Annotated in this window: 23 protein-coding genes; 8 read left to right on the plus strand and 15 right to left on the minus strand. The window is 63.6% G+C overall.

The annotated features are described in order from the left end of the window. Window positions 1–7: 7 nt before the first annotated feature. Window positions 8–1,468 (minus strand): Y-family DNA polymerase, encoded by a 1,461-nt coding sequence (locus ACSQ27_RS07315; RefSeq protein ID WP_436154794.1) that lies wholly within the window; start codon window positions 1,466–1,468, stop codon window positions 8–10. Further along, window positions 1,428–2,252, minus strand: coding sequence for a translesion DNA synthesis-associated protein ImuA (imuA, locus tag ACSQ27_RS07320; protein WP_436154795.1), 825 nt, complete (start codon window positions 2,250–2,252; stop codon window positions 1,428–1,430). Before imuA ends, ACSQ27_RS07315 begins: the two co-directional genes overlap by 41 nt. A gap of 282 nt (window positions 2,253–2,534) precedes the next feature. On the opposite strand from imuA, the gene ACSQ27_RS07325 reads away from it, so the two are divergent. After that, window positions 2,535–2,861, plus strand: coding sequence for a YkvA family protein (locus ACSQ27_RS07325; protein ID WP_436154796.1), 327 nt, complete (start codon window positions 2,535–2,537; stop codon window positions 2,859–2,861). 144 nt (window positions 2,862–3,005) lie between these two features. Then, the gene (locus ACSQ27_RS07330; protein WP_436154797.1) at window positions 3,006–3,755 is read left to right on the plus strand and encodes an SDR family oxidoreductase; all 750 of its coding nucleotides are present in this window, start codon (window positions 3,006–3,008) and stop codon (window positions 3,753–3,755) included. A gap of 20 nt (window positions 3,756–3,775) precedes the next feature. On the opposite strand, the gene ACSQ27_RS07335 is transcribed toward ACSQ27_RS07330, so the two are convergent. Continuing rightward, window positions 3,776–4,282, minus strand: a complete 507-nt coding sequence (locus tag ACSQ27_RS07335; RefSeq protein WP_436154798.1) for a disulfide bond formation protein B — start codon at window positions 4,280–4,282, stop codon at window positions 3,776–3,778. Window positions 4,283–4,480: 198 nt separating this feature from the next. Here ACSQ27_RS07335 and ACSQ27_RS07340 point away from each other — a divergent pair, with 198 nt between their 5' ends. From ACSQ27_RS07340 to ACSQ27_RS07350, 3 genes are all read left to right on the plus strand, one after another. After that, a complete protein-coding gene (locus ACSQ27_RS07340; RefSeq protein ID WP_436154799.1) occupies window positions 4,481–4,834 on the plus strand; it encodes a VOC family protein in 354 nt (117 codons plus the stop codon). Between the two features lie 34 nt (window positions 4,835–4,868). Next, on the plus strand, window positions 4,869–5,279 hold the full coding sequence (locus tag ACSQ27_RS07345) for a VOC family protein (protein WP_436154800.1): 411 nt from the start codon (window positions 4,869–4,871) through the stop codon (window positions 5,277–5,279). An 84-nt stretch (window positions 5,280–5,363) separates the two neighbouring features. After that, entirely contained in the window at window positions 5,364–5,639 is a 276-nt protein-coding gene (locus tag ACSQ27_RS07350) for a DUF2277 domain-containing protein (RefSeq protein WP_436154801.1), read from the plus strand. 51 nt (window positions 5,640–5,690) lie between these two features. Here ACSQ27_RS07350 and ACSQ27_RS07355 read toward each other — a convergent pair whose 3' ends face one another. After that, complete coding sequence (locus tag ACSQ27_RS07355) at window positions 5,691–6,701, minus strand: NAD-dependent epimerase/dehydratase family protein (protein ID WP_436154802.1); 1,011 nt, start codon at window positions 6,699–6,701, stop codon at window positions 5,691–5,693. A gap of 94 nt (window positions 6,702–6,795) precedes the next feature. Here ACSQ27_RS07355 and ACSQ27_RS07360 point away from each other — a divergent pair, with 94 nt between their 5' ends. Next, the gene (locus ACSQ27_RS07360; RefSeq protein ID WP_436154803.1) at window positions 6,796–7,683 is read left to right on the plus strand and encodes a LysR family transcriptional regulator; all 888 of its coding nucleotides are present in this window, start codon (window positions 6,796–6,798) and stop codon (window positions 7,681–7,683) included. A 47-nt stretch (window positions 7,684–7,730) separates the two neighbouring features. Here ACSQ27_RS07360 and ACSQ27_RS07365 read toward each other — a convergent pair whose 3' ends face one another. The 7 genes from ACSQ27_RS07365 to ACSQ27_RS07395 form a co-directional block, all read right to left on the minus strand. After that, entirely contained in the window at window positions 7,731–8,819 is a 1,089-nt protein-coding gene (locus ACSQ27_RS07365) for a sulfate/molybdate ABC transporter ATP-binding protein (protein WP_436154804.1), read from the minus strand. Window positions 8,820–8,832: 13 nt separating this feature from the next. Next, window positions 8,833–9,738 (minus strand): sulfate ABC transporter permease subunit CysW, encoded by a 906-nt coding sequence (cysW, locus tag ACSQ27_RS07370; RefSeq protein ID WP_436154805.1) that lies wholly within the window; start codon window positions 9,736–9,738, stop codon window positions 8,833–8,835. Continuing rightward, complete coding sequence (gene cysT, locus ACSQ27_RS07375) at window positions 9,735–10,628, minus strand: sulfate ABC transporter permease subunit CysT (RefSeq protein WP_436154806.1); 894 nt, start codon at window positions 10,626–10,628, stop codon at window positions 9,735–9,737. Before cysT ends, cysW begins: the two co-directional genes overlap by 4 nt. A gap of 8 nt (window positions 10,629–10,636) precedes the next feature. Then, window positions 10,637–11,638, minus strand: a complete 1,002-nt coding sequence (locus ACSQ27_RS07380) for a sulfate ABC transporter substrate-binding protein (protein WP_436154807.1) — start codon at window positions 11,636–11,638, stop codon at window positions 10,637–10,639. Next, on the minus strand, window positions 11,635–12,234 hold the full coding sequence (locus ACSQ27_RS07385) for an RBBP9/YdeN family alpha/beta hydrolase (RefSeq protein WP_436154808.1): 600 nt from the start codon (window positions 12,232–12,234) through the stop codon (window positions 11,635–11,637). The genes ACSQ27_RS07380 and ACSQ27_RS07385 overlap by 4 nt, the downstream gene beginning before the upstream one ends. A 170-nt stretch (window positions 12,235–12,404) precedes the next feature. Further along, entirely contained in the window at window positions 12,405–13,055 is a 651-nt protein-coding gene (locus ACSQ27_RS07390; protein ID WP_436154809.1) for a peroxiredoxin, read from the minus strand. 785 nt (window positions 13,056–13,840) lie between these two features. Continuing rightward, window positions 13,841–14,746 carry a LysR substrate-binding domain-containing protein gene (locus ACSQ27_RS07395; RefSeq protein WP_436154810.1) on the minus strand — a complete coding sequence of 302 codons (906 nt, stop codon included), beginning with the start codon at window positions 14,744–14,746 and terminating at the stop codon, window positions 13,841–13,843. Window positions 14,747–14,941: 195 nt separating this feature from the next. On the opposite strand from ACSQ27_RS07395, the gene ACSQ27_RS07400 reads away from it, so the two are divergent. Next, the gene (locus tag ACSQ27_RS07400; protein ID WP_436154811.1) at window positions 14,942–15,595 is read left to right on the plus strand and encodes an FMN-dependent NADH-azoreductase; all 654 of its coding nucleotides are present in this window, start codon (window positions 14,942–14,944) and stop codon (window positions 15,593–15,595) included. Between the two features lie 183 nt (window positions 15,596–15,778). Next, window positions 15,779–16,693, plus strand: a complete 915-nt coding sequence (locus tag ACSQ27_RS07405; protein WP_436154812.1) for a TauD/TfdA dioxygenase family protein — start codon at window positions 15,779–15,781, stop codon at window positions 16,691–16,693. Between the two features lie 380 nt (window positions 16,694–17,073). Here the strand turns inward: ACSQ27_RS07405 and ACSQ27_RS07410 are convergent, their stop codons facing one another. The 4 genes from ACSQ27_RS07410 to ACSQ27_RS07425 form a co-directional block, all read right to left on the minus strand. Continuing rightward, entirely contained in the window at window positions 17,074–17,622 is a 549-nt protein-coding gene (locus tag ACSQ27_RS07410; RefSeq protein ID WP_436154813.1) for an NADPH-dependent FMN reductase, read from the minus strand. 148 nt (window positions 17,623–17,770) lie between these two features. After that, window positions 17,771–18,565 (minus strand): MetQ/NlpA family ABC transporter substrate-binding protein, encoded by a 795-nt coding sequence (locus tag ACSQ27_RS07415; protein WP_436154814.1) that lies wholly within the window; start codon window positions 18,563–18,565, stop codon window positions 17,771–17,773. Between the two features lie 197 nt (window positions 18,566–18,762). Next, window positions 18,763–19,428, minus strand: a complete 666-nt coding sequence (locus ACSQ27_RS07420) for a methionine ABC transporter permease (protein ID WP_436154815.1) — start codon at window positions 19,426–19,428, stop codon at window positions 18,763–18,765. Continuing rightward, window positions 19,418–20,485: a methionine ABC transporter ATP-binding protein gene (locus ACSQ27_RS07425; RefSeq protein ID WP_436154816.1), complete on the minus strand. Its 1,068-nt coding sequence runs from the start codon at window positions 20,483–20,485 to the stop codon at window positions 19,418–19,420. Before ACSQ27_RS07425 ends, ACSQ27_RS07420 begins: the two co-directional genes overlap by 11 nt. Window positions 20,486–20,712: the final 227 nt, after the last annotated feature.

A 20,712-nucleotide genomic window follows, 5' to 3' on the forward strand; every position in this document is an offset into this window, starting at 1 on the left:
TGCGGCCTCAGGCAAAAAAACCGTGCAGGTACCAGGCGCGCTGCCGCGCGGCTTCGGGGGTGGCGCCCAGGCGCTCGCTGTAAACCCAGAGCAGGCCGCCCTGCTCGCTGCGGTAGATGAAGTAGTCGCGCAACGCCCACGGCTTTTCAGACAAACCGGCGCCGCGCGCGGCCTCGCTGTCGGCCAGCAGCCATTCGGCGGCCTCCAGCCGCTGCGGCCCGGCCAGGCGGCGCAGCCGGCCCTGGTAGACCGGGTTGTTGCCGGCGGTGGCGAGCTTGATGGGCTCGGGGAGCAACCAGGCCGGGTACAGGGCTTCGGTTCTGGTTTCAGGGAGCGAGGTGTTTGACACCGCTTTTGAACGCTTGCGGCCGGGCCGGGCGGGATTCAGCTGCGCGCTGATCGATGCCATCACGCCCCGGGCCGGCACCCAGCGCTGCATCAGTTCGGGCCGGTGGTCCGCGCAAGGCTGCCAGGCCTGCACCCGCGCATCGCCCAGGCGGGCACTCAGGCGCTCGACCAGTTCCACCACGCTGTCGCCCTGCTTGCGCGCTTCCATCAGCAGGCTGCCGGTGGCGGCGGCCGAGTCGGCCAGCAACTCGGTAGCCAGCGATTGCAAGGTCAGGCTGTGCACCGGTGCCGGCAGTTTTTGCTGCGCCAGGTGCTCGGCGATAAGGCGCGCCACGTGGCGCAGGTCTTGCGCGGGCTGGGCCGTGCGGATTTCGAGCTCACCGGTGGGCGGCACGTCGCGGCGCTTGTCCAGGTGCCAGGTGATTTTGAGGGCGCAGAGCCCGCTCTGGCGGCCCAGCAGCCAGGCATGCAGGTGCACCAGCAGCCGATCCACGCCGGCCATCAGCGCGGGGGCATGGGTGACCAGCGCATTGAGCTCGAGCTTTTCCTCGAAGTGCTCGGGCAGTACCAGCCACTCATAGTCGTCGGGCGCGCTGCCGCGGGCGCGGTCCAGCGCCTGCAACAGCTCGGCGCCGAAGCGCCGGGCCACGCCGTCGCGCGGCAGGCGCAGCAGGTCGTCCCAGGTGCGGCAGCCTACGCGCTCGAGCACACCCAGGTGCGGGCGGACGGCCGTCAAGGTGTGCATGGGCAAGTCGGCGACGCGCTTTTTCACGCCGGCGGCGCGGCCTTGTTCCTGCTCCCTCTGTTGCCGCAAGCGGCCCAGCGCGATCAGCGAGGTCGCGCCCTGCGCCCTTGCCACTTCGGCCTGCAGCCCGTTCTCGTCAAAAAAAGCGGCCAGGCGCTGCGCCAGCAGTTGCATCAACCGCGCCAGCCCGCCGAAGAGGCGCAGGCTGCCCGTCACGTCCATCAGCACCGCCTCGTCGACCAGCGCCACGCGCGGCGTCAGGCCCAGCGCCAGGCTGGCCACCGTGCGCTGCACCGCGGCGGCATCCAGCACCGGCCGGCCCTCGGCGCCCGACTCAGTGATGGTCGAGATGTGCAATGCGATCCAGCAGCGCATGGATGGGACTCCGGGGTGAACTGAGGGGAAGCGACACCAGCGAAGGCAGCAGCAGGGGAATACCGGCCTCTTCGCGCTGGCGCCGCGCCCTTTCGCGGCTGGCCGCCAGCAGCGCGGCCAGCCGGGCCGGCCGGGTGTCCAGCAGCAGCGGCGCAGCCAGCGGCGGGCCGCGGCGCTTGAGTACATGCACCAGCAGGTTGCCGGCTTCGTTCACGGTGCCTTCGGCCAGCAGGCGCAGCGGGGCGGGCGACGACTCCTGCTGCGCCCGCGGCGGGCGAAAAACAAACAACAGCTTGTTGTGTGAATGCGCGGCTATCTGCAGGCGGCGCAGGTGCGCGCTGCGCGCATCGGGCAGCCAGGCCAGCACGCAGTGCACGTCGGCGCATTGCAGGGCTTCGCGCGTGGCCCAGAGCAGTGAGGGCGCATCGCCGGGCTTGCCGTACACGCTGAGCAATCGCTGCATGTTGAGCCGGCGCGCACCCAGCGCGGGGCCAAAGGGCAGCCAGGGCGCGCCCACCAGCACGGTGAGTCCGCCGGGCGCCTCTGCCTGCAGGGCCGCCAGCGCCGGCGCCACCAGGCCCCATTCATGCACGCCCGCCTGGGGCTGCAGCAACTCGATCAAGGCCCCCTGCGGCCAGCCGCCCCCGGGCAGCACCTGGTCAAGCCCTGCATAGCCGGTGCCGACGGTCTGCAGGCTCGCACTGCCCAGCTCGCCAGCGCGCCAGACCTGGGACAGGCTGCCCAGGTCCGGCGAAGCACGGTCTGCAGGAATCGGGGAAAGCATGGGGCAGGCTCAAATCAGGTAAGACCAATGACTGTATTTATATACAGTATAGAAGGTGATCGGCCCCCGTGCCAGCAAAACCCCACATCCGCCGGGATAACCCACCTTGGCCCTATCCTGATTTCCCGGAAGAAGCCGCGTAATCCCCCGTAATGGCTTGTGCAGCGTCGCAGCAGTAAATTTGTCTTCCCCGGTTTGTCGGCTCACTCGGGGGGTTTCAGGAGCGCTGATGAACCAGGCACCAACGGCAAGCCTGGCCCTACCAAAACACAAGGACGAACCATGGAAGCCCGTGCATATTTCGATGCAAATTTTTGGGAAAAAGTGAAGAACTTCGCCCTGCGCGCCGGGCGCAACGTCATTGAGAAGGCCCTGTGGCTCTATTACGCCGCGCAGCGGCCGGATACGCCGGCATGGGCCCGGACCGTGATCTACAGCGCACTGGTCTACTTCATCTCACCGGTCGATGCCATTCCCGACATCACGCCGGTTGTCGGCTACGTCGATGACCTGGGGGTACTGGCCGCCGCGTTCGGGATGGTGGGCCTGCACATCGATGACACGGTCCGGGAAGAAACCCAAAAGAAGCTGGCCGAGTGGTTCGGGTAAGCGCCAGATATCCCCTCTTTCGTGAACGTCTGGCTAGCGCCGGCGAACCACAAACGCATGTCCGGAACCGGCGAGCCCTGAATGCCCGCCAGGCCTACTCTTGGAATACCGGTACTTGCTACCTCACATTCCAGGAAAATTTTGATGAACAGATTGCACAGCAAACGCGCGCTGGTGACAGGCGGCACCTCGGGTATAGGCCTTGAAACGGCCAAACAGTTTCTGGCCGAAGGCGCGCGTGTCATGGTGACCGGCTCCAGCGACGAATCATTGGCTGAGGCACGCCGGCAACTAGGCGGCGATGCCCTCTTCTCGCAAACCGACGCGGGCGACCTTCAGGCGCAGGCCAAACTGGCGCAGCAGGTGCGCGATGCGTTCGGGCTGCTCGACGTGGCCTTCATCAATGCGGGCATAGGGGTTTTCATGCCGCTTGAAGCCTGGGACGAGGCGGCGTTTGACCGTTCCATGGCCGTCAATTTCAAAGGGCCCTTCTTTTTGCTGCAGGCTTTGCTGGGCACTTTCGCGAACCCGGCTTCGGTCATCTTCAACGGCTCGGTGAATGCACACCTGGGCATGCCAGCCTCCAGCGTCTATTCGGCAACCAAGGCCGGCTTGATCTCACTGGCCAAAACGCTGTCCGGGGAACTGGCTACCAGGGGCATACGGCTTAACACCGTCAGCCCGGGCACGGTGACAACGCCCATCTACGGCAAGCTGGGCATGCCGGCCGACGCGCTGCAGCAAATGAAGGATGGCTTGACGGCCGTGATCCCGCTGCACCGCTTCGGCTCGCCCGTGGAAATCGCCAAGGCCGTGGTGTTCCTGGCCTCGGATGAATCAACTTATGCCGTCGGCAGTGAGTTCATCCTGGACGGTGGCCTGACCATCGCGTGATCCAGGTGATTCCGGTGGGTCTAGCGCCTGCGCGCGAGGCGGGCGATCAACAGCAGGCCCACCAATGCAATCACCACAAAGCAGACAAAGGACCAGTTGGCAATCGAGCCGCCCAGAAAGGTCCAGTCGATCTTGGTGCAATCGCCGCTGCCCTTGAAGATCATGGGAATAGCGCGCTTGAGCGGAAAGGTTTCGATCATTCCGTAAAAATCGCGGCCGCAAGAGGCGATTTCAGGCGGGTACCACTGCAGGAAACTCTGGCGCGCCGCGACAAAAGCGCCAAAGCCGGCCAGCAACACCATCAGGCCCGAACCGGCCATCAGGAAGCCGCGACTTTTGGCGATGGCGGTCACTGCCGCCACCACCGCCACCAGCACCAGCGCGTAACGCTGCACGATGCACATGGGGCACGGCTCCAGCCCGACGACATGCTGCAGGTAAAGGCCAAAAGCCAGCATGCCCACACAGGCCGCGGCGACCAGCACCAGCAGGCGGCGCGGCATGGCGTCGAAATAGGTCAAAAACATCAGGGTCCCTCTTTTTTCTGGGTGGATTATGAATGGTCCAGGGGTTCGGGCGTTCGGGGCGGGATAAGTTCCCTTGCATGATTCATGCGGGACAAAATCTTCGCTGCCTCTTCAGCATTATTTGCCAGCATTTGTCCTACAGCAGGGGCGCCCCGGCGGGCGTAGATTTTCAGGACCGCAAACTCCCGGAGACCCATCATGATGGTGCAAAACGCCCTCGCCAGCGTCGCCGTCCGCAACCTGGCCACGTCCCTGCCCTGGTACGAAAAACTGCTGGACGCCAAAGCCAGCCGCCCCATGCCCGAAGTCGGCGAATGGCAGTTCCAGCGCGGCGGCGGCCTGCAGGTCTATGAACTGCCCGAACGCGCCGGCGAAGGCTCGCTGACCCTGGCCGTCAACGACCTGGAACCGGAAATCGAGCACCTGGAAAAACTGGGCATAGACACCAGCCAGAAAACCTCCAGCGACAAGGTCCGCACGGTGATGATCACCGACCCCGACGGCAACCACATCGCGATCGCCGAAGCCCTGATGCCCGGCGTCATCCGCTGAACAGATCCTTCACTCCCTAACAAGGAAGCTCACCATGGAAATACACCGCGGGCGCCTCATAGACCATGTCCACCTGCGCGCCCATGACCTGGCGGCCAGCAAGCGCTTTTACCGCGCCGTACTCAAGTCACTGAACAAGGAAAGCGCCATCCAGGAAGCCGACGACCATTTTTCGGCTGACGAACTGTGGATGGACCAGGCCGACGGCCCGACCTCGCACGTCCATCTGGCCTTCCGGGCCAAGGACCACGCGGAGGTCAAAGCTTTTTACGAAGCGGCCCTGGCCGCCGGAGGCACGGACAACGGCGCGCCGGGCGAACGGAAATACCACCCGGGTTACTACGCCGCCTTTGTGCTGGATCCGGACGGCAACAACATCGAGGCGGTTTACCACGGGCCCTTTGTGGCTTCGGCTGAGTCGGTCGTGATCAGGCCTGCTGAGTAGGTCGGACAAGCGGGCGAAGGGCTGCGGTTGGCGGCAAAATGCGCCGTGGAATGATTTCCCGGTCTTTCGCCTCAAGGAGCCGCCATGTGCCGCAACATCAAAACCCTCTTCAACTTCGAACCGCCGGCCACGGAGCTGGAAATCCGCGACGCTTCGCTGCAGTTTGTCCGAAAGCTCAGCGGCTTCAACGTGCCATCCAAGGCTAACGAGGCCGCGTTTGATCGCGCTGTGGAAGAGGTAGCGGCCTCGGCACGAGTTCTGATCCGGACATTGGTAACCAACGCCGAACCGCGCAATCGGGAAGTGGAAGCCGAACGGGCGCGCGCCAGGTCGGCACTGAGGTTCGGCACGAGCCAGTAGCCAGGACGCACCCCCAAGTCGACCTCGCCTAACCGAAAGCGTTTGACGACCTCAAAAGGCTGAGCTTGGCTTACCAAGGCAGCCCAGCCCTTGCAATGTTTCCTTCACCGCAATGTCTAGCGGCGTGTGCGGCTCCGCACCGAGCGCCGCCACCAGGGAGGCATTGTCCATGCGTACCGGCGTGTTCCAGAGGTAGCGCATCCGACGCAGCTCGCGCAGGGTCTCAACAAAGGGCGCGGCCAGCGTCACCGCCCACCAGGGAAAGGATTTGATGGACGGCCGAGGGCCACCGCGCCGTGCGACGACACGGCAGATCGCTTCAGCCAGTTGGCGGCCGTCAGCGTCCCACTGGCCGTTCATATGGAAGGTTGCAAATGCGGGCAGAACGTCACGCCGTGCCAGCAAGGCGACCATGGTACGCGCCACATCCGGCAAATAAGCCCATTGGTGACCGACGCCGGGTTTGCCGGGGAGCTTCACACTGCGCACCGGAGCGCCCGGCCGGATCAGGCCTTGCGAGAACCAGCTGTTACCGGCTCTCGGCCCGAAAAAATCTCCCGCGCGCACGACGATCACCCGGCAGCAACCCTGGCCACTGTCGCTGGTCGCGTCTTTGAGCCGCTGCTCGAGCTGCACGCGAATCGCACCTTTTGCAGTTTGCGGGTGTTGCGGTGAATCCTCCCGGAGGCTGGGAAATGCGTCTGGCCCGTAGTTGTAGACCGTGCCGGGCAACACGACGGTCGCGCCCTGCGCCCGGGCGGCCGCAATCGTGTTGTCCAGCATGGGCAGCACCAGTTCGCCCCAGCGACGATAGCCGGGCGGATTGACTGCGTGGACTATCACGCCGCAGCCTTGTGCTGCAGCCATGACATCACCGGAATTCATCGCATCACCACGCAGCCAGGTGATGCCGCCGCGTTGCTCGCCCGGCTGCGGCTCGCCACGGCGAAGCGCGCGAACCTGCCAGCCCGCCGCCTCCAATTGCCGCGCGACTTCACCGCCGATGCCACCGGTTGCGCCCAGCACAAGTGCGGTGCCTGATTTGTCTTGTTTGCTGCTCATATCACTTCCCCAAAAAGTTGTTATGGGGAAATTCTGGGCTCTGGGGCATCAAAATGGAATTGACTAAAGCAGGGCATCGGCTATACATTTTTGTATGGAAGAAGATGCTGGCTGGGAGCTTTACCGTTCGTTTTTAGGGGTGCTGCGCGAGGGTTCGCTCTCAGGTGCGGCACGGTCTTTGGGGGTGGCACAGCCTACGGTCGGGCGCCATGTCGCCTCGCTCGAAAAGTCGCTCGGCCTGGCGCTGTTCACGCGCTCACAAACCGGTTTTGCGCCGACCGAAGCCGCGCTGGAACTGCGGCCCTTCGCCGAGGAAATGGCCAGCGCCGCAGCCGCCCTGCGCCGCGCCGCCGAGAGCCAGGGTGACGGTGTGCGCGGCACGGTGCGGGTCACGGTGAGCGAAGTCATCGGTGTCGAAGTGCTGCCGCCCATCGTCGCGCAACTGCAGCGCACGCACCCGGGCCTGACCATAGAACTGGTGCTGACCAACCGCGTTCAGGACCTGCTGCAACGCGAAGCCGACATTGCCGTGCGAATGACACAGCCCAAACAGGACCTGTTGATCGCTCGCCGCGTGGGCGAAGTGGAACTGGGTCTCTACGCACGCCGCGACTACCTGGACGCGCGCGGCACGCCGCAGTCATCAACGGACCTGGCGCAGCATGCGTTGATTGGGTTTGACGAAGAGACACCCTTCCTGCGTTCGGCGCGCAAAGCCTTTCCCGCATGGAAACGGACGGCGTTTGCCACGCGTACCGACAGCGACCTCGCACAATTGGCACTGATACGTGCCGGCGCCGGCATTGGCGTGTGCCAGGCAGCGCTGGCGGCGCGTGATGCCGCTTTGGTGCGGGTTCTGCCTGGCGAGTTGTCCTTCAAACTCGAAACCTGGCTGACCATGCACGAAGACCTGCGCCACAGCCCGCGCTGCCGTGTAACCTTCGACGCACTGGTCGAAGGTTTGCAGCAGCATATAGGTTGAAGTCGGGCAAGATTCGATCTGCATAAGCAGCTTCCCCACTCCCGCAACTACCCCTCTACAAACACCCTCGCCTTGCGCGGCGTCACCACCAGCATGTCGCCTTCGCGCAAGCCCATGTCCTTGAACTGCTGCGATGGCATCTGGGCTTCAATGATGGCGTCGCCCGGGACATTGCCTTTTTGCTCGTAGCCTTCGGCGGGGATCAGTTCCAGCCGCGCGATGGGGCCGATGACGATGGCGCGCTCCAGGTGGGCGACGATGCCTTCGGCGCCGGGCGCATAACGCTGCACTTCCAGGTCGTGCGGGCGCACATAGGCAAAGGCCTTGGCGTCCTGCGCGCCGGCATGCTCGGGGGAATTGAGCCTCAGGCCTTCGAGCTGCACCTCGCCCTCATGGGCACGGCCGTGGAACAGGTTGACGTCGCCCAGGAAGCCGTAGACAAAGGGGCTGGCCGGATGGTCCCAGACCTCCTGCGGCGAACCGATCTGCTCAACCTTGCCGGCGTTCATCAGCACCACGCGGTCGGCCACCTCCAGCGCTTCCTCCTGGTCGTGCGTCACAAAAATGCTGGTGACGTGCAGGTCATCGTGCAGGCGGCGCAGCCAGCGGCGCAACTCCTTGCGCACCTTGGCGTCGAGGGCGCCGAAGGGCTCGTCGAGCAGCAGCACCTTGGGTTCCACCGCCAGAGCGCGCGCCAGGGCGATGCGCTGGCGCTGGCCGCCCGACAGCTGCGAGGGAAAGCGGTCGGCCAGCCAATCCAACTGCACCAGGTTGAGCAGCGAGTGCACTTTTTCCTTGATCTGCGCCTCGCTGGGCCTGAGGCCGCGCGGCTTGACGCGCAGGCCGAAGGCCACGTTCTCGAACACCGTCATGTGGCGAAACAGCGCGTAGTGCTGGAACACAAAACCGACCTGGCGCTCGCGCACGTGCACGTCGGTGGTGTCTTCGCCGCTGAAGAGGATGCTGCCGCGGTCGGCGGTTTCCAGGCCCGCGATGATGCGCAGCAAGGTGGTCTTGCCGCAGCCCGAGGGACCCAGCAAGGCGACCAGTTCGCCCGATTCAATGTCCAGGCTGACGTCGCCGAGCGCCTGGAAGTCGCCAAAATGTTTGCTGACGTTGCGGATTTCGATGCTCATGGTGTGTATTCCTTTAGCGGGCGGCTGCGATGGCCTGCGGCCGTTCAGGCGGCAAATCCGCCGCGGCTTTCATCTCGGCCTCATGGCGCCATTCGGCCACCGACTTGATGGCCAGCGTGACCAGCGCCAGGATGGCCAGCAGCGAGGCCACGGCGAAAGCGGCCACCGACTGGTATTCGTTGTAAAGGATCTCGACGTGCAGCGGCAGTGTGTTGGTCTGCCCGCGGATGTGGCCCGAGACCACCGACACCGCGCCGAACTCGCCCATGGCCCGCGCATTGCACAAAATCACGCCGTAGATCAGGCCCCACTTGATGTTGGGCAGCGTGACGTGCCAGAAAGTCTGCCAGCCGGTGGCGCCCAGCACGATGGCGGCCTGCTCTTCGTCGTTGCCCTGCGCCTGCATCAGCGGGATCAACTCGCGCGCGATAAAGGGAAACGTCACGAACACGGTGGCCAGCACGATGCCAGGCACGGCAAAAATGATCTTGATGTCGTGCGCCAGCAGCCAGGGGCCAAACCAGCCCTGCGCGCCGAAGATCAGCACATAGATCAGGCCAGCCACCACGGGCGAGACCGAGAACGGCAGGTCGACCAGTGTCGTCAGGACCGACTTGCCGCGGAACTCGTACTTGGCAATCGCCCAGGCCGCGGCCACACCGAACACCAGGTTCAGCGGCACGGCGATCACAGCGGCGATCAGGGTCAGCTTGATGGCCGACCAGGCGTCAGGCTCGCGCAGCGCGGCAAGGTAGGCGCCAAAGCCCTTGCGCAAGGCCTCGGTGAACACGGCCGCCAGCGGCAGCACCAGGAACAGCAGCACAAACAGCAACGCGACGGTGACCAGCGTGTAGCGCACCCAGGGCGCTTCGGTGGTGCCGGCGCGGACGCGGCGGTTGATGGGGGAAGCCGCACTCATGTTGGAGCTCCCGCATTGCGGCGTTGCCAGGCCTGAAGCCCGTTGATGACCAGCAGCAGCACAAAAGACACCAGCAGCATCACCACAGCCACGGCGGTGGCGCCGGCATAGTCGTACTGCTCCAGCTTGCCGATGATGATGAGCGGCGTGATTTCAGAGATCATGGGCATGTTGCCGGCGATGAAGATGACCGAACCGTATTCACCAATCGCCCGCGCAAACGCCATGGCAAAGCCGGTCAGCAAGGCCGGCGTGATGTGCGGCAGGATGACCTTGGTGAAGATCTGCAGGCGCGTGGCCCCCAGCGAGGTGGCGGCTTCCTCGAGCTCCTTCTCGGCATCTTCGAGCACCGGCTGCACCGTGCGCACCACAAACGGCAGGCCGATGAAGATCAGCGCGATCACCACGCCGGCCGGCGTGAAGGCCAGCTTGATGCCCATGGGCTCCAGGTACTGGCCTATCCAGCCGTTGCCGGCCAGCAGGGCTGTCAGTGAAATGCCGGCCACGGCGGTTGGCAGCGCAAAAGGCAGGTCGACCAGTGCATCGACGATTTTTTTGCCGAAGAACTTGTAGCGAACCAGCACCCAGGCCAGCAGCAGGCCGAAGACGAGGTTGACCAGCGCCGCGATCAGCGAGGCGCCGAAGGTGAGCCGGTAAGACGCCAGCACGCGCGGCGAGGTCACGGCGGTGATGAACTGTTCCCAGCTCAGCGTGAAGGTCTTGAAGAACAGCGCCGAGATCGGGATCAGCACGATCAGGCTCAGGTACAAGACCGTGTAGCCCAGCGTCAGCCGGAATCCGGGCAGCACGCGCCTGGCGGCCCTTTTGCTGCCCGCAGGAACACCCGGCGCCACCGCGGAAGGCGGCGCCACAGAAGACAAAGCGGTCATGGCGAGGCTTATTTGACGGTGTACAGCTTGTCGAACTGGCCGCCGTCGTTGAAGTGCACTTTTTGCGCTTCACCGAGGCTGCCGAAGACTTCCTGCACCGTGAAGAGCTGCAGCGGCTTGAAGGTGCTGGCGTATTTTTTCAGTACGGCCTGTGAGCGTGGGCGCAGCGCGTGGCGCGCGGCGATCTCCTGGCCTTCTTCCGAATAGAGGTAGTTCAGGTAGGCCTTGGCGAGATCTGCCGTGCCCTTCTTGGCCACGGTGCGCTCGACCACCGCCACCGGGTTTTCCGCCAGGATGCTGATGGTCGGGTAGATGGCATCCACCTTGCCTTCGCCGAATTCCCGATTGACCGACAGCACCTCGGACTCGAAGGTGATCAACACGTCACCGATATTGCGCTGCAGGAACACGGTGGTTGCATCGCGCCCGCCCTTGCCCAGCACCGGCACGTTTTTATAGAACTTGCCGACGAATTCGGCGGCCTGCGCGTCGCTCGCGCCCTTCTTCTTGGCGTAACCCCAGGCGGCCAGGTAGGCGTAGCGGCCGTTGCCGCCGGTCTTGGGATTGACCACGATGACCTGGATGCCGGGCTTGATGAGGTCGTCCCAGTCCTTGATGCCCTTGGGGTTGCCGTTGCGCACCAGGAACAGCATGGTCGAGGTGGTGGGCGATGCGTTGTCGGGGAACTTCTTCGCCCAGTCCTTGGCGACCACACCGGCATTCGCCAGGAATTCCACGTCGGTCGAAGTGTTCATGGTGACCACGTCGGCATCAAGCCCGTCAGCCACAGAGCGCGCCACAGCGCTGGAACCGGCGTGAGACTGGTCGACCTTCACGTCCTTGCCGGTGGTTTTCTTGTAGTGGGCGATAAAGGCCGCGTTGTAGTCCTTGTAGAACTCGCGCGCCACGTCGTAAGAACCGTTGAGCAGTGTTTGCGTTTGCGCCAGGGAGATACCGCTTGTTGCCAGCGCCAGGGCCGCAAGTGCGATTTTGAGTTTTGAGGAAGTCATGCCGGTTCCAGGGATCCGAAAGAAGAAGAGGAAGAGATTTGCGGGGAAGAAAAATCAAGCCGCGGCGCCGAAAGCGAAGCGTCACCGGCCAGGGACTGCAGCAAGGCAATGCCCAGCGGCCAGTCGCCGTGGCCCGATTCGACATTGATGTGCCCCGCGTCCTGCAGGCGCACAAACTCGCTGCCCCAGGCGCGGGCATAAGCGCCGGCCAGGCGCACCGGACAGAATGGATCGTTGCTGCTGGCCACCAGCACGCTGCGGTAAGGCAGCTTCTGGTAAGGCACGGGCGCGAAGTCGCTCAAGACGGCGCGGCGTTCCGGGTCGGCCGGAGCCACCAGCAAGGCGCCCTGGATGCGTTCAGCCGCCTCGGGCGGCAAATGCGCCGTCGCGATGCAGCCCAGGCTGTGCGCCACGATGACCACCGGCTCGTTCTGCAACTGGATGGTGTTGGCGATAGCCGCCACCCAGGCCTTGCGCGAAGGCGTGATCCAGTCGTCCTGCCGCACGCGCACCGCATTGCCCAGGCGTTCGGCCCACAGGCTTTGCCAGTGGCCGGGACCGGAGTCGCGCCAGCCGGGAACGATGATGAAGCGCAAAGTGGTGTCCTCAGCGAGTTTCAGGCAAAGCGAGCGACGCCAGGCGCCATTGCGGACAACGACACCGCCGTGTGCAAGCCGGGCCCGCGGAACCGGCTTTGCCGGGCCGCAGGCGCAACGGCCTCCTCGAGGGGCAGCGCCTTACGCGAAGCGAAAAGCGTGGGGGTCATTTACTTGTTCGGCTGCGGTGTGATGCGCAGATAGGGCTTGACGGCTTTGAACCCTTTGGGGAAACGCTGGGCCAGTTCAGCCGGGTCCTGCAGGCTGGGCACGATGATCACGTCGTCGCCGTCTTTCCAGTTCACCGGCGTCGCCACCTTGTAGCCGTCGGTCAGTTGCAGCGAGTCGATGACACGCAGGATTTCGTCAAAGTTGCGGCCCGTGCTGGCGGGATAGGTGAAGGTGGTGCGGATGGCCTTCTTCGGGTCGATGATGAACACGCTGCGCACAGTGGCCGTGGGGCCGGTGCTCAAGGCGTTCGGGTGGATCATGTCGTAAAGGCCGGCCACCTTGCGGTCGGCATCGGCCAGGATGGGGAAGTTCACCGTGGTGTTCTGCGTCTCGTTGATGTCGTTGACCCACTTGCCGTGGGATTCCAGCGGATCGACGCTGACCGCGATGGGTTTGACATTGCGTTTGGCGAATTCGCCGCTCAGCGCAGCGGTTTTGCCGAGTTCGGTGGTGCAGACGGGGGTGAAATCAGCGGGGTGCGAAAACAGCACAACCCATGAATCGCCGGCCCATTCATGGAAGGAAATCTTGCCTGCGGTGGAGTCCTGGGTGAAGTCGGGGGCGGTGTCGCCGAGTCTGAGAGTGGCCATGGTTTGCTCCTTGAGGTTGCTTGATCAAAGCATTGTGGGGAGCGGGCGTTAAAACTCAAAAGAATATATTTCTCTTAATTTATTTGGATTTGTGCATAACGGAGGGGTTTGGAGTTGTTCTGGCTGTTGGGTTTCTTCTGAGGTTCGCTGGCCGGGAGTGGCCCGGCGGCCAGTAACTTTCTTTTGCTTCGCCAAAAGAAAGTCACCAAAGAAAAGGCGACCCGCAGTCTGGGTCCCTCCGCTTCGCTTCGGGCAACCTGCGGTGCTCGAGTCAAGCGGGGTCTGGCTAAACTCGCTTCGCTCAGACAACGCCAGCCCTGATCCGCTTGCCTCTGCGCTCCTCGGCCCAGCCAGGACGGGGCAATCGGGAACGGGGACAGAAGGCAAATACCAAAGAACAAACCAAGACAAACAAGGACTCGCGAAGGCGAGTCCTTGTTTCTTCAGGTATTCGGTATTGGTATTCGGCTGTTTGGATTTCTTCTCCCCGCTCCCACCCCTTGTGGATGCGCCGAGGAGCGGAGGTTCAGGCGGATCAGGGATCGCGTTGTTTGAGCCGAAGGCGAGTTTAGCGAGACCCCGCCTGAACCGAGCACCGCAGGTTGCCCGTAGCGAAGCGAAGGGACGCAGCAACCAGGGTCGCCTTTTCTTTTGCTTACTTTTCTTTTGGCGAAGCAAAAGAAAAGTGAGTAGCCGCCGGGCTACCCCCGGCCAGCAGAACCAAGAGAAGAGCACCCCGTCGGAACAAGAACAGACAGACACAAATGGCCTTTGAGGCCAAAACCTCAAACCAAAGAATCCCCTCTCATCCTCTCCCCCAGAAAATCCAGAAAACTTCTCACCGCCGGCACCTGCCCACGCCGCGAAGTAAACACCGCATGCGCCACGCCGGAGGGCAGCGCCCAGTCCGGCAGCACGGGCACCAGCAACTGGGCCTGCCGCTCGGCCGCACTCATGGAGTCGGGTAAAAAAGTCATGCCGGTGCCGGCCAGCACGGCGAGCTTCAGGGTCTGCAGGTCGTCGGCGACGTAGCGCGGCTGGTGCTGCAGCACGAACTCCTTTCCGCCGGGGCCCAACAGCCGCCAGGACGCGCGCCCGTCGGCCCAGGACATGGACACCGTGTCGAGCTTGAGCAGGTCTTCGGGTTTCTCGGGTGTGCCCTGACGCTGTAGCAGAGCCGGGCTGGCCAGCAGGTGGCCGCCGCTGGAGCCCAGGTTCTTGATCACCAGGCTGCCGCTGTCTTCCAGCGTGGGGCGCACGCGCAGCGCGATGTCTATGCCCTCCTCCACCAGGTCGATGACGCGGTTGGTGACGCGCATATCGATGCGTACCTGCGGGTACAGCTCCATATAGCGCGGCACCAGATAGCCCACGGAGCCTTGCGCCAGCGTCACCGGGCAGGTGATGCGCACAGTGCCGCGCGGCTCGACCTGCATTTGCGCCACGGCCTCAGAGGCGGCCAGCGCCTCGTCGCGCATGGTGCTGCAGTGGCGCAAATAAATTTCGCCGACTTCCGTGAGCGACAGCTTACGCGTAGTGCGCTGCAAAAGCCGAACACCGAGCCGCGACTCCAGCTCGGCCACGCGGCGCGACAGCCGTGATTTGGGCAGGCCCAGCGCGCGGCCGGCCGCGGCAAAGCCGCCCCGCTCCACCACTTCGGCGAAATACAGCATGTCATTGAGGTCTTGCATGGGGAGCCGTCCTTCTGGATACCTGCCTGAATGGGCCAGGTTTGCGAATTATTGTCCTGCAGGTAGAACAATCTATCGCAATTTTAACGACTTATCAATCAATCGACTCATCCGCACAATCTATCCATGGCTGCGATTCAAGGTGAATACGGCCTGAAAACCTGATTCAACAACCTCACTTTTAGGAATCCCATCATGAGCAAGCTCCTCCACATCGACTCCAGCATCCTGGGCGGCAACTCGGTTTCCCGTCAACTCACCGCGCAAATCGTGGCCTCCTGGCGCGCCGGCCACCCCGGCACCGAGGTCAGCTACCTGGACCTGGCCGCCGACACGCCCTCCCACCTCTCGGCCGAATCGCTGGGCTTCCGCATGCCCGCCGGCGCCGACCTGAGCGACGTGCAGAAGCGCGAAAACGCCGTGTCCGAAGCCCTGGTGAGCCAGTTCCTGGCGTCCGACGTGATCGTGGTGGGCGCACCGCTGTACAACTTCGCGATTCCCAGCCAGCTCAAGGCCTGGATCGACCGCATCGCGCAAGTCGGCCGCACCTTCAAGTACACCGAAAAAGGCCCTGTCGGCCTGGCCGGCGGCAAGACCGTGATCGTGGCCTCGGCCCGCGGCGGCGTGTATTCGACCAGCGAAGCCATGACGGCCCTGGAACACCAGGAAAGCTACCTGAAAGTGGTGTTCGGTTTCTTCGGCATCACCGACGTGCGTTTTGTGCGCGCCGAAGGCCTGGCCATGGGCGAAGCCGCCAAGGAGGCCGCACTGGCCGCCGCGCAGATTGAAATCGTGACGCACACCCAGGCGCCCGCCGCCAACCAGGAAAAAGCCGCCCTGGCCGCCTGATCCCGGCGCAGCACGCACCCAAAAAGCCCGCAGCCGCGGGCTTTTTTCATGGCATTCACGAAATAGCGGACACTGCGGCCGTCCCAGGTAATTACTAAATGACTAATAGGTAGTTCACTTTGGGCCGGCGCATCCCTACATTCAGCGCTTGTCCCGCTGAAGGGCGCAACAGGAAAAATGACGATGACAGCGACTTTGGCTCCGGACGACCGCGCACATGCGGCAACAACAACACAGCACACCCCCTCCTCCATCGAGATCCGGCCATTTGATGCCCCGCTGGGCGCCGAAGTGCTGGGCCTGGACCTCTCGAAACCGCTCAGCCCCGCCGATTTCAGCCGCATCCACCGCGCCCACCTGGACCACCACGTGCTGGTGTTCCGCGACCAGCGCATCACGCCGCAGCAACATGTCGACTTCAGCCGCCGCTTCGGCCCGCTGCAGATCCACGTGCTGAAAAACTTCCAGCTGCAGAACCACCCGGAAATCCTGATCGTCTCCAACATCAAGGAAAACGGCGAACCCATAGGCCTGGGCGACGCCGGCCATTTCTGGCACTCCGACCTGTCGTACAAGGACAAACCCAGCCTGGGCTCGCTGCTGCACGCGCAGGAACTCCCCTCGGAAGGCGGCGACACCCTGTTCGCCAACCAGCACACCGCCTGGGACACCCTGCCCGACGCGCTGAAGACAGCCATCGAGGGCCTGCGCGCCGAACACACCTACCTCGCCAAATACGAAGAGCTGCGCAGCCGCAACCCCTGGCGCCCCAAGCTCACACAGGAACAGGTTGAAGAGGTCAAGCCGGTGGTCCACCCCGTGGTCCGCACCCACCCCGAGAACGGCCGCAAAGCGCTGTTCGTCAGCGAACATTTCACCACCCGCATCCTCGACATACCCGAAGACGAAAGCCTGGCACTGCTGACGGAACTGTTCGAACACACCTCCCGCGCCGAACTCATCTACCGCCACCAGTGGCAGCCGCATGACATGGTGTTCTGGGACAACCGCTCCGTCACCCACCTGGCAGCAGGCACTCCCGACCACCTGCGCCGCAAGCTCTACCGCACCACGATTGAGGGTGACACGCCGTTCTGACGAGTCGTGGTCGACCTGCAGTTACCAACGCCAAGGCCGCAAGCCCTCACCCCAACCCTCTCCCAGAGGGAGAGGGAGCAATAAGGTTTGGTATTGGCATTTTTCCCCGCCTCCGCTTGCCCCGTCCTGGCTAGGCCGAGGAGCGCAGAGACAAGCGGATCAGGGCTGGCGTTGTTTGAGCCGAAGGCGAGTTTAGCCAGACCCCGCTTGGCTCGAGCACCGCAGGTTGCCCGAAGCGAAGCGTAGGGACCCAGACTGCGGGTCGCCTTTTTTTGCTTACTTTTTTGGCGAAGCAAAAAAAGTGAGTCGCATGCCGGGCGACCCCGGCCAACCACCCTCAGCAGAGAGCGCAAAGCCCGGAGCAAGACCGGCCAAACTAATTAGGCGTGCTTCCTAACCCAAGCAACATAAGCATCCACCCAGCTTTGCAAAAACTTCCGACTCCCCTCACCGAGGCTGCCGTCCGCCTCATAAAGCCCCTCCTTGTTATGGATGAAGGCTTCAGGCTGGCCCAACGTCGGCACATTCAAATAGGCCAGGATGTTGCGCAGGTGCTGCTGCGACAGCGCCGTGCCGATGGCACCGACTGACGCGCCTATCACGCCGGCCGGCTTGCCGTCCCAGGCGCTCTGGCCGTAAGGCCGCGAGGCATGGTCGATGGCGTTTTTGAGCACGCCGGGAATCGAGCGGTTGTATTCGGGCGTAACGAACAGCAGGCCCTGCGCGGCCTTGATCTCGCCCTTGAGCCGGGTCACTTGGGCCAACGGATTGCCGTCATCGTCCTGGTTGTAGAGCGGCAGGTCGTCGATGCGCACATGGGTGAAGCTGAAGTCCGCGGGGAATAATTTCTCCAGCGCCCTCGCGAGCTTCTTGTTGAATGAGTCCTTGCGGATGCTGCCGACGACGACGGCGATCTTGTATTGGGCCATGGGGTTCTCCAGGAAGTGGTGGATGGGGCGGGAATGAGCGGAATTGGGCGCCTGGCAGGCACAAGCGCGCCAGGCAACTCACGTTGTAAACCAATCCGGCGCCACCTGCTGTAGGACGCCAGGACGGAAAGCGCCCTGGCGCTGCGGTTTAGAAGCCGGCCAGCACGGCGCCCTTGAACTCGGCCTGCACAAACTTGCGGATCTCTTCCGAGTGGTAGGCCTTCACGAGCTTGGCGACCCAGGGCTTGTCCTTGTCCTGCTCACGCACGGCCAGCAGGTTGACGTAAGGCGACTTGGCCGCTTCCTGCGCGATCGCGTCCTTGGGGTTCAGGCCGGCCGACAGCGCGTAGTTGGTGTTGACGGCCGAGGCATCCAGGTCGTCGAGCGAACGCGGCAGCTGCGCGGCGTCAAGCTCCACGAACTTGAGCTTCTTGGGATTGTCGATCACGTCCAGCGGCGTGGCCTTGAGGCCGGCCTCGGGCTTGAGCTTGATCAGGCCCTTGTCCTGCAGCACCAGCAGCACGCGGCCGCCGTTGGTCGGGTCGTTCGGGATGCCGAAGCGCGCGCCTTCCTTCAGCTCGGCCAGGCTCTTGACCTTCTTGGAATACAGGCCGATCGGGAAGTTGACGGTATAGCCCACGTTGACGATCTTGTAGCCGCGGTCCTTGACCTGCTGGTCCAGGAAAGGCTTGTGCTGGTAGCTGTTGGCGTCCAGGTCGCCGGCGGCCAGCGCGGCATTGGGCTGGATGTAGTCGCTGAATTCGACGACCTGGATTTTCAGGCCGTCTTTTTCGGCGATCTTCTTGACCTGCTCAAAAATCTGCGCGTGCGGGCCGGCGGTGACGCCTATCTTCAGCGGCTTGTCCTGCGCGAGCACGGCGGCGGGCAAGGATACGGCCAGCGCGAGTGCGACGGCGGATTGGATGAGGCTGCGTTTGTTCATGGTGTTTCCTTTGGAATGAATTAAGAAAGTTTTGTCCCCTCTCCCCCTGGGGAGAGGGTTAGGGTGAGGGCCGGCGGCGTTGGCACCGGTAGTGGCGGATTGACCGCCGCCAGCCCTCACCCCTGCCCTCTCCCAGAGGGAGAGGAAGGAAATCGGGAATCAACATCGCTGCTGAACACCAGGGCCGGGGATCACCCTCATTTGTGGCTCAACCTGCGCACAGCCCAGTCGCCCAGGCTTTGCACCGCCTGCACGAACAGGATCAGCACCAGCACCACGGCCAGCATGACTTCCGGCAAAAAACGCTGGTAGCCGTAGCGGATGCCCAGGTCGCCCAGCCCGCCGCCGCCGATCGCACCGGCCATGGCTGAATAACCGGTGAGGCTCACAAAAGTGATGGTCAGGCCCGCGACGATGCCGGGCAGCGCTTCGGGCAGCAATACCTTGAGCACGATCTGCCGCGTGGTCGCGCCCATGGCCTGCGCCGCCTCGATGAGCCCGTGGTCCACCTCGCGCAGCGAAGCCTCCACCAGCCGCGCGACAAAAGGCGCGGCCGCAATCGTGAGCGGCACCACGGCGGCCGCCGTGCCTATGGACGAGCCCGTCAAAAAGCGCGTGAGCGGGATGATGGCCACCAGCAGGATGATGAAAGGCGTGGAACGCACGGCGTTCACGAGGCCGCCCACCACACGGTTGGCGCCGGCATTGCGCAGCACGCCGCCTTCGTCGGTGAGCCGCAAAAACACGCCCAGCGGAATGCCGATCAGCGCGCCAACCAGGCCCGAGATGCCGACCATGACGATGGTTTCCCAGAGTGAGCTGACAAACAGCGCCAGCAAGGCCTGCGAAAAATTACTGAACATGAGCCAGCCCTCGGGATAGATCTGCGCCGACCTCATCGACGTGCACACCGGCACCGCGCAGATGCGCGACCGCCGCATTGAGCTGCGCCCGCGCGCCGCGCGCGAACACTGCGAGCGAACCGAAAGGCTTGCCCTGGATCTCGTCGACCTGGCCGTGCACGATGGACAGGTCTATGCCGAAGCGGCGTATCACGTCCGACAGCAGCGGCCGGTCCGATTCATCGCCGGCAAAGGCCAGGCGCAGCAGTTGGCCTTCTTCGGGATGTTCGGCGCTCATCAGGGTGCGTATGCGCGCCAGCACGCTGTCCGGCAGGTCCTGCGGCACGATCTCGGCGATCAGGCTGCGCGTGGTTTCATGTTGCGGGCGCGTGAAGACGTCGATCACCGGCCCGCTTTCGACGATACGGCCGGCGTCTATCACCGCCACACGGTCGGCCACCTGCTTGATGACCTGCATCTGATGGGTGATCAGCACAATGGTCAGGCCGAATTCCCTGTTGATCTGGCGCAGCAGGCCCAGGATGGAGCGCGTGGTCTCCGGGTCCAGCGCCGAGGTCGCCTCGTCGGACAGCAGCACCTTGGGCCGGTTCGCCAGCGCGCGCGCAATGCCCACGCGCTGTTTTTGCCCGCCGCTGATCTGCGCCGGGTAGCGGTCCGCCAGGGCGCTGAGGCCGACGAGGTCCAGCAAGGGCTCGACGCGGGCCTTGATCTCCGCGGCCGGCAGCCCGGCGATTTCGAGCGGCAGGGCCACGTTGCTGTAGACCGTGCGCGATGAGAGCAGGTTGAAGTGCTGGAAGACGATGCCGATGTCGCGGCGCGCCACGCGCAGTGCGTCGCCATTGAGGGCCGTCAGTTCGCGGCCGCCGACCAGCACCTGGCCGGCGGAAGGCCGGTTCAACAGGTTGATGACCCGCACCAATGAGCTTTTGCCCGCGCCGCTGCGGCCGATGATGCCGTAGACCTCGCCCGGCTGGATGTGGAGGTCGACGCCCCTGAGCGCTTCGACCGGGCCCGTGGAGCCCTTGTAGGTCTGAAAAATACCTTTGAGTTCGATCATGAAATCCCGCCAAGCCTTTGTCGCCTTCGCCCTTCTTGTGGAAGCACGCCAGCCCTTTTGTGAACAGACAGCGAATGTAGAAGCTTGAAGCTCAAACTCAAAAGAATATTAAATAAGTTAATTAGATGAATTCAGACTATACAAATAATTACACCCGGATTTAAAACAAATTATCATTTTTATACCCGGGTGTTATAGAATCAATTCACCCGGATGAAACAATCCAT

Origin of the sequence: Polaromonas sp. LjRoot131, from assembly GCF_964252805.1 — a bacterium.
GTDB lineage: Bacteria > Pseudomonadota > Gammaproteobacteria > Burkholderiales > Burkholderiaceae_C > Polaromonas.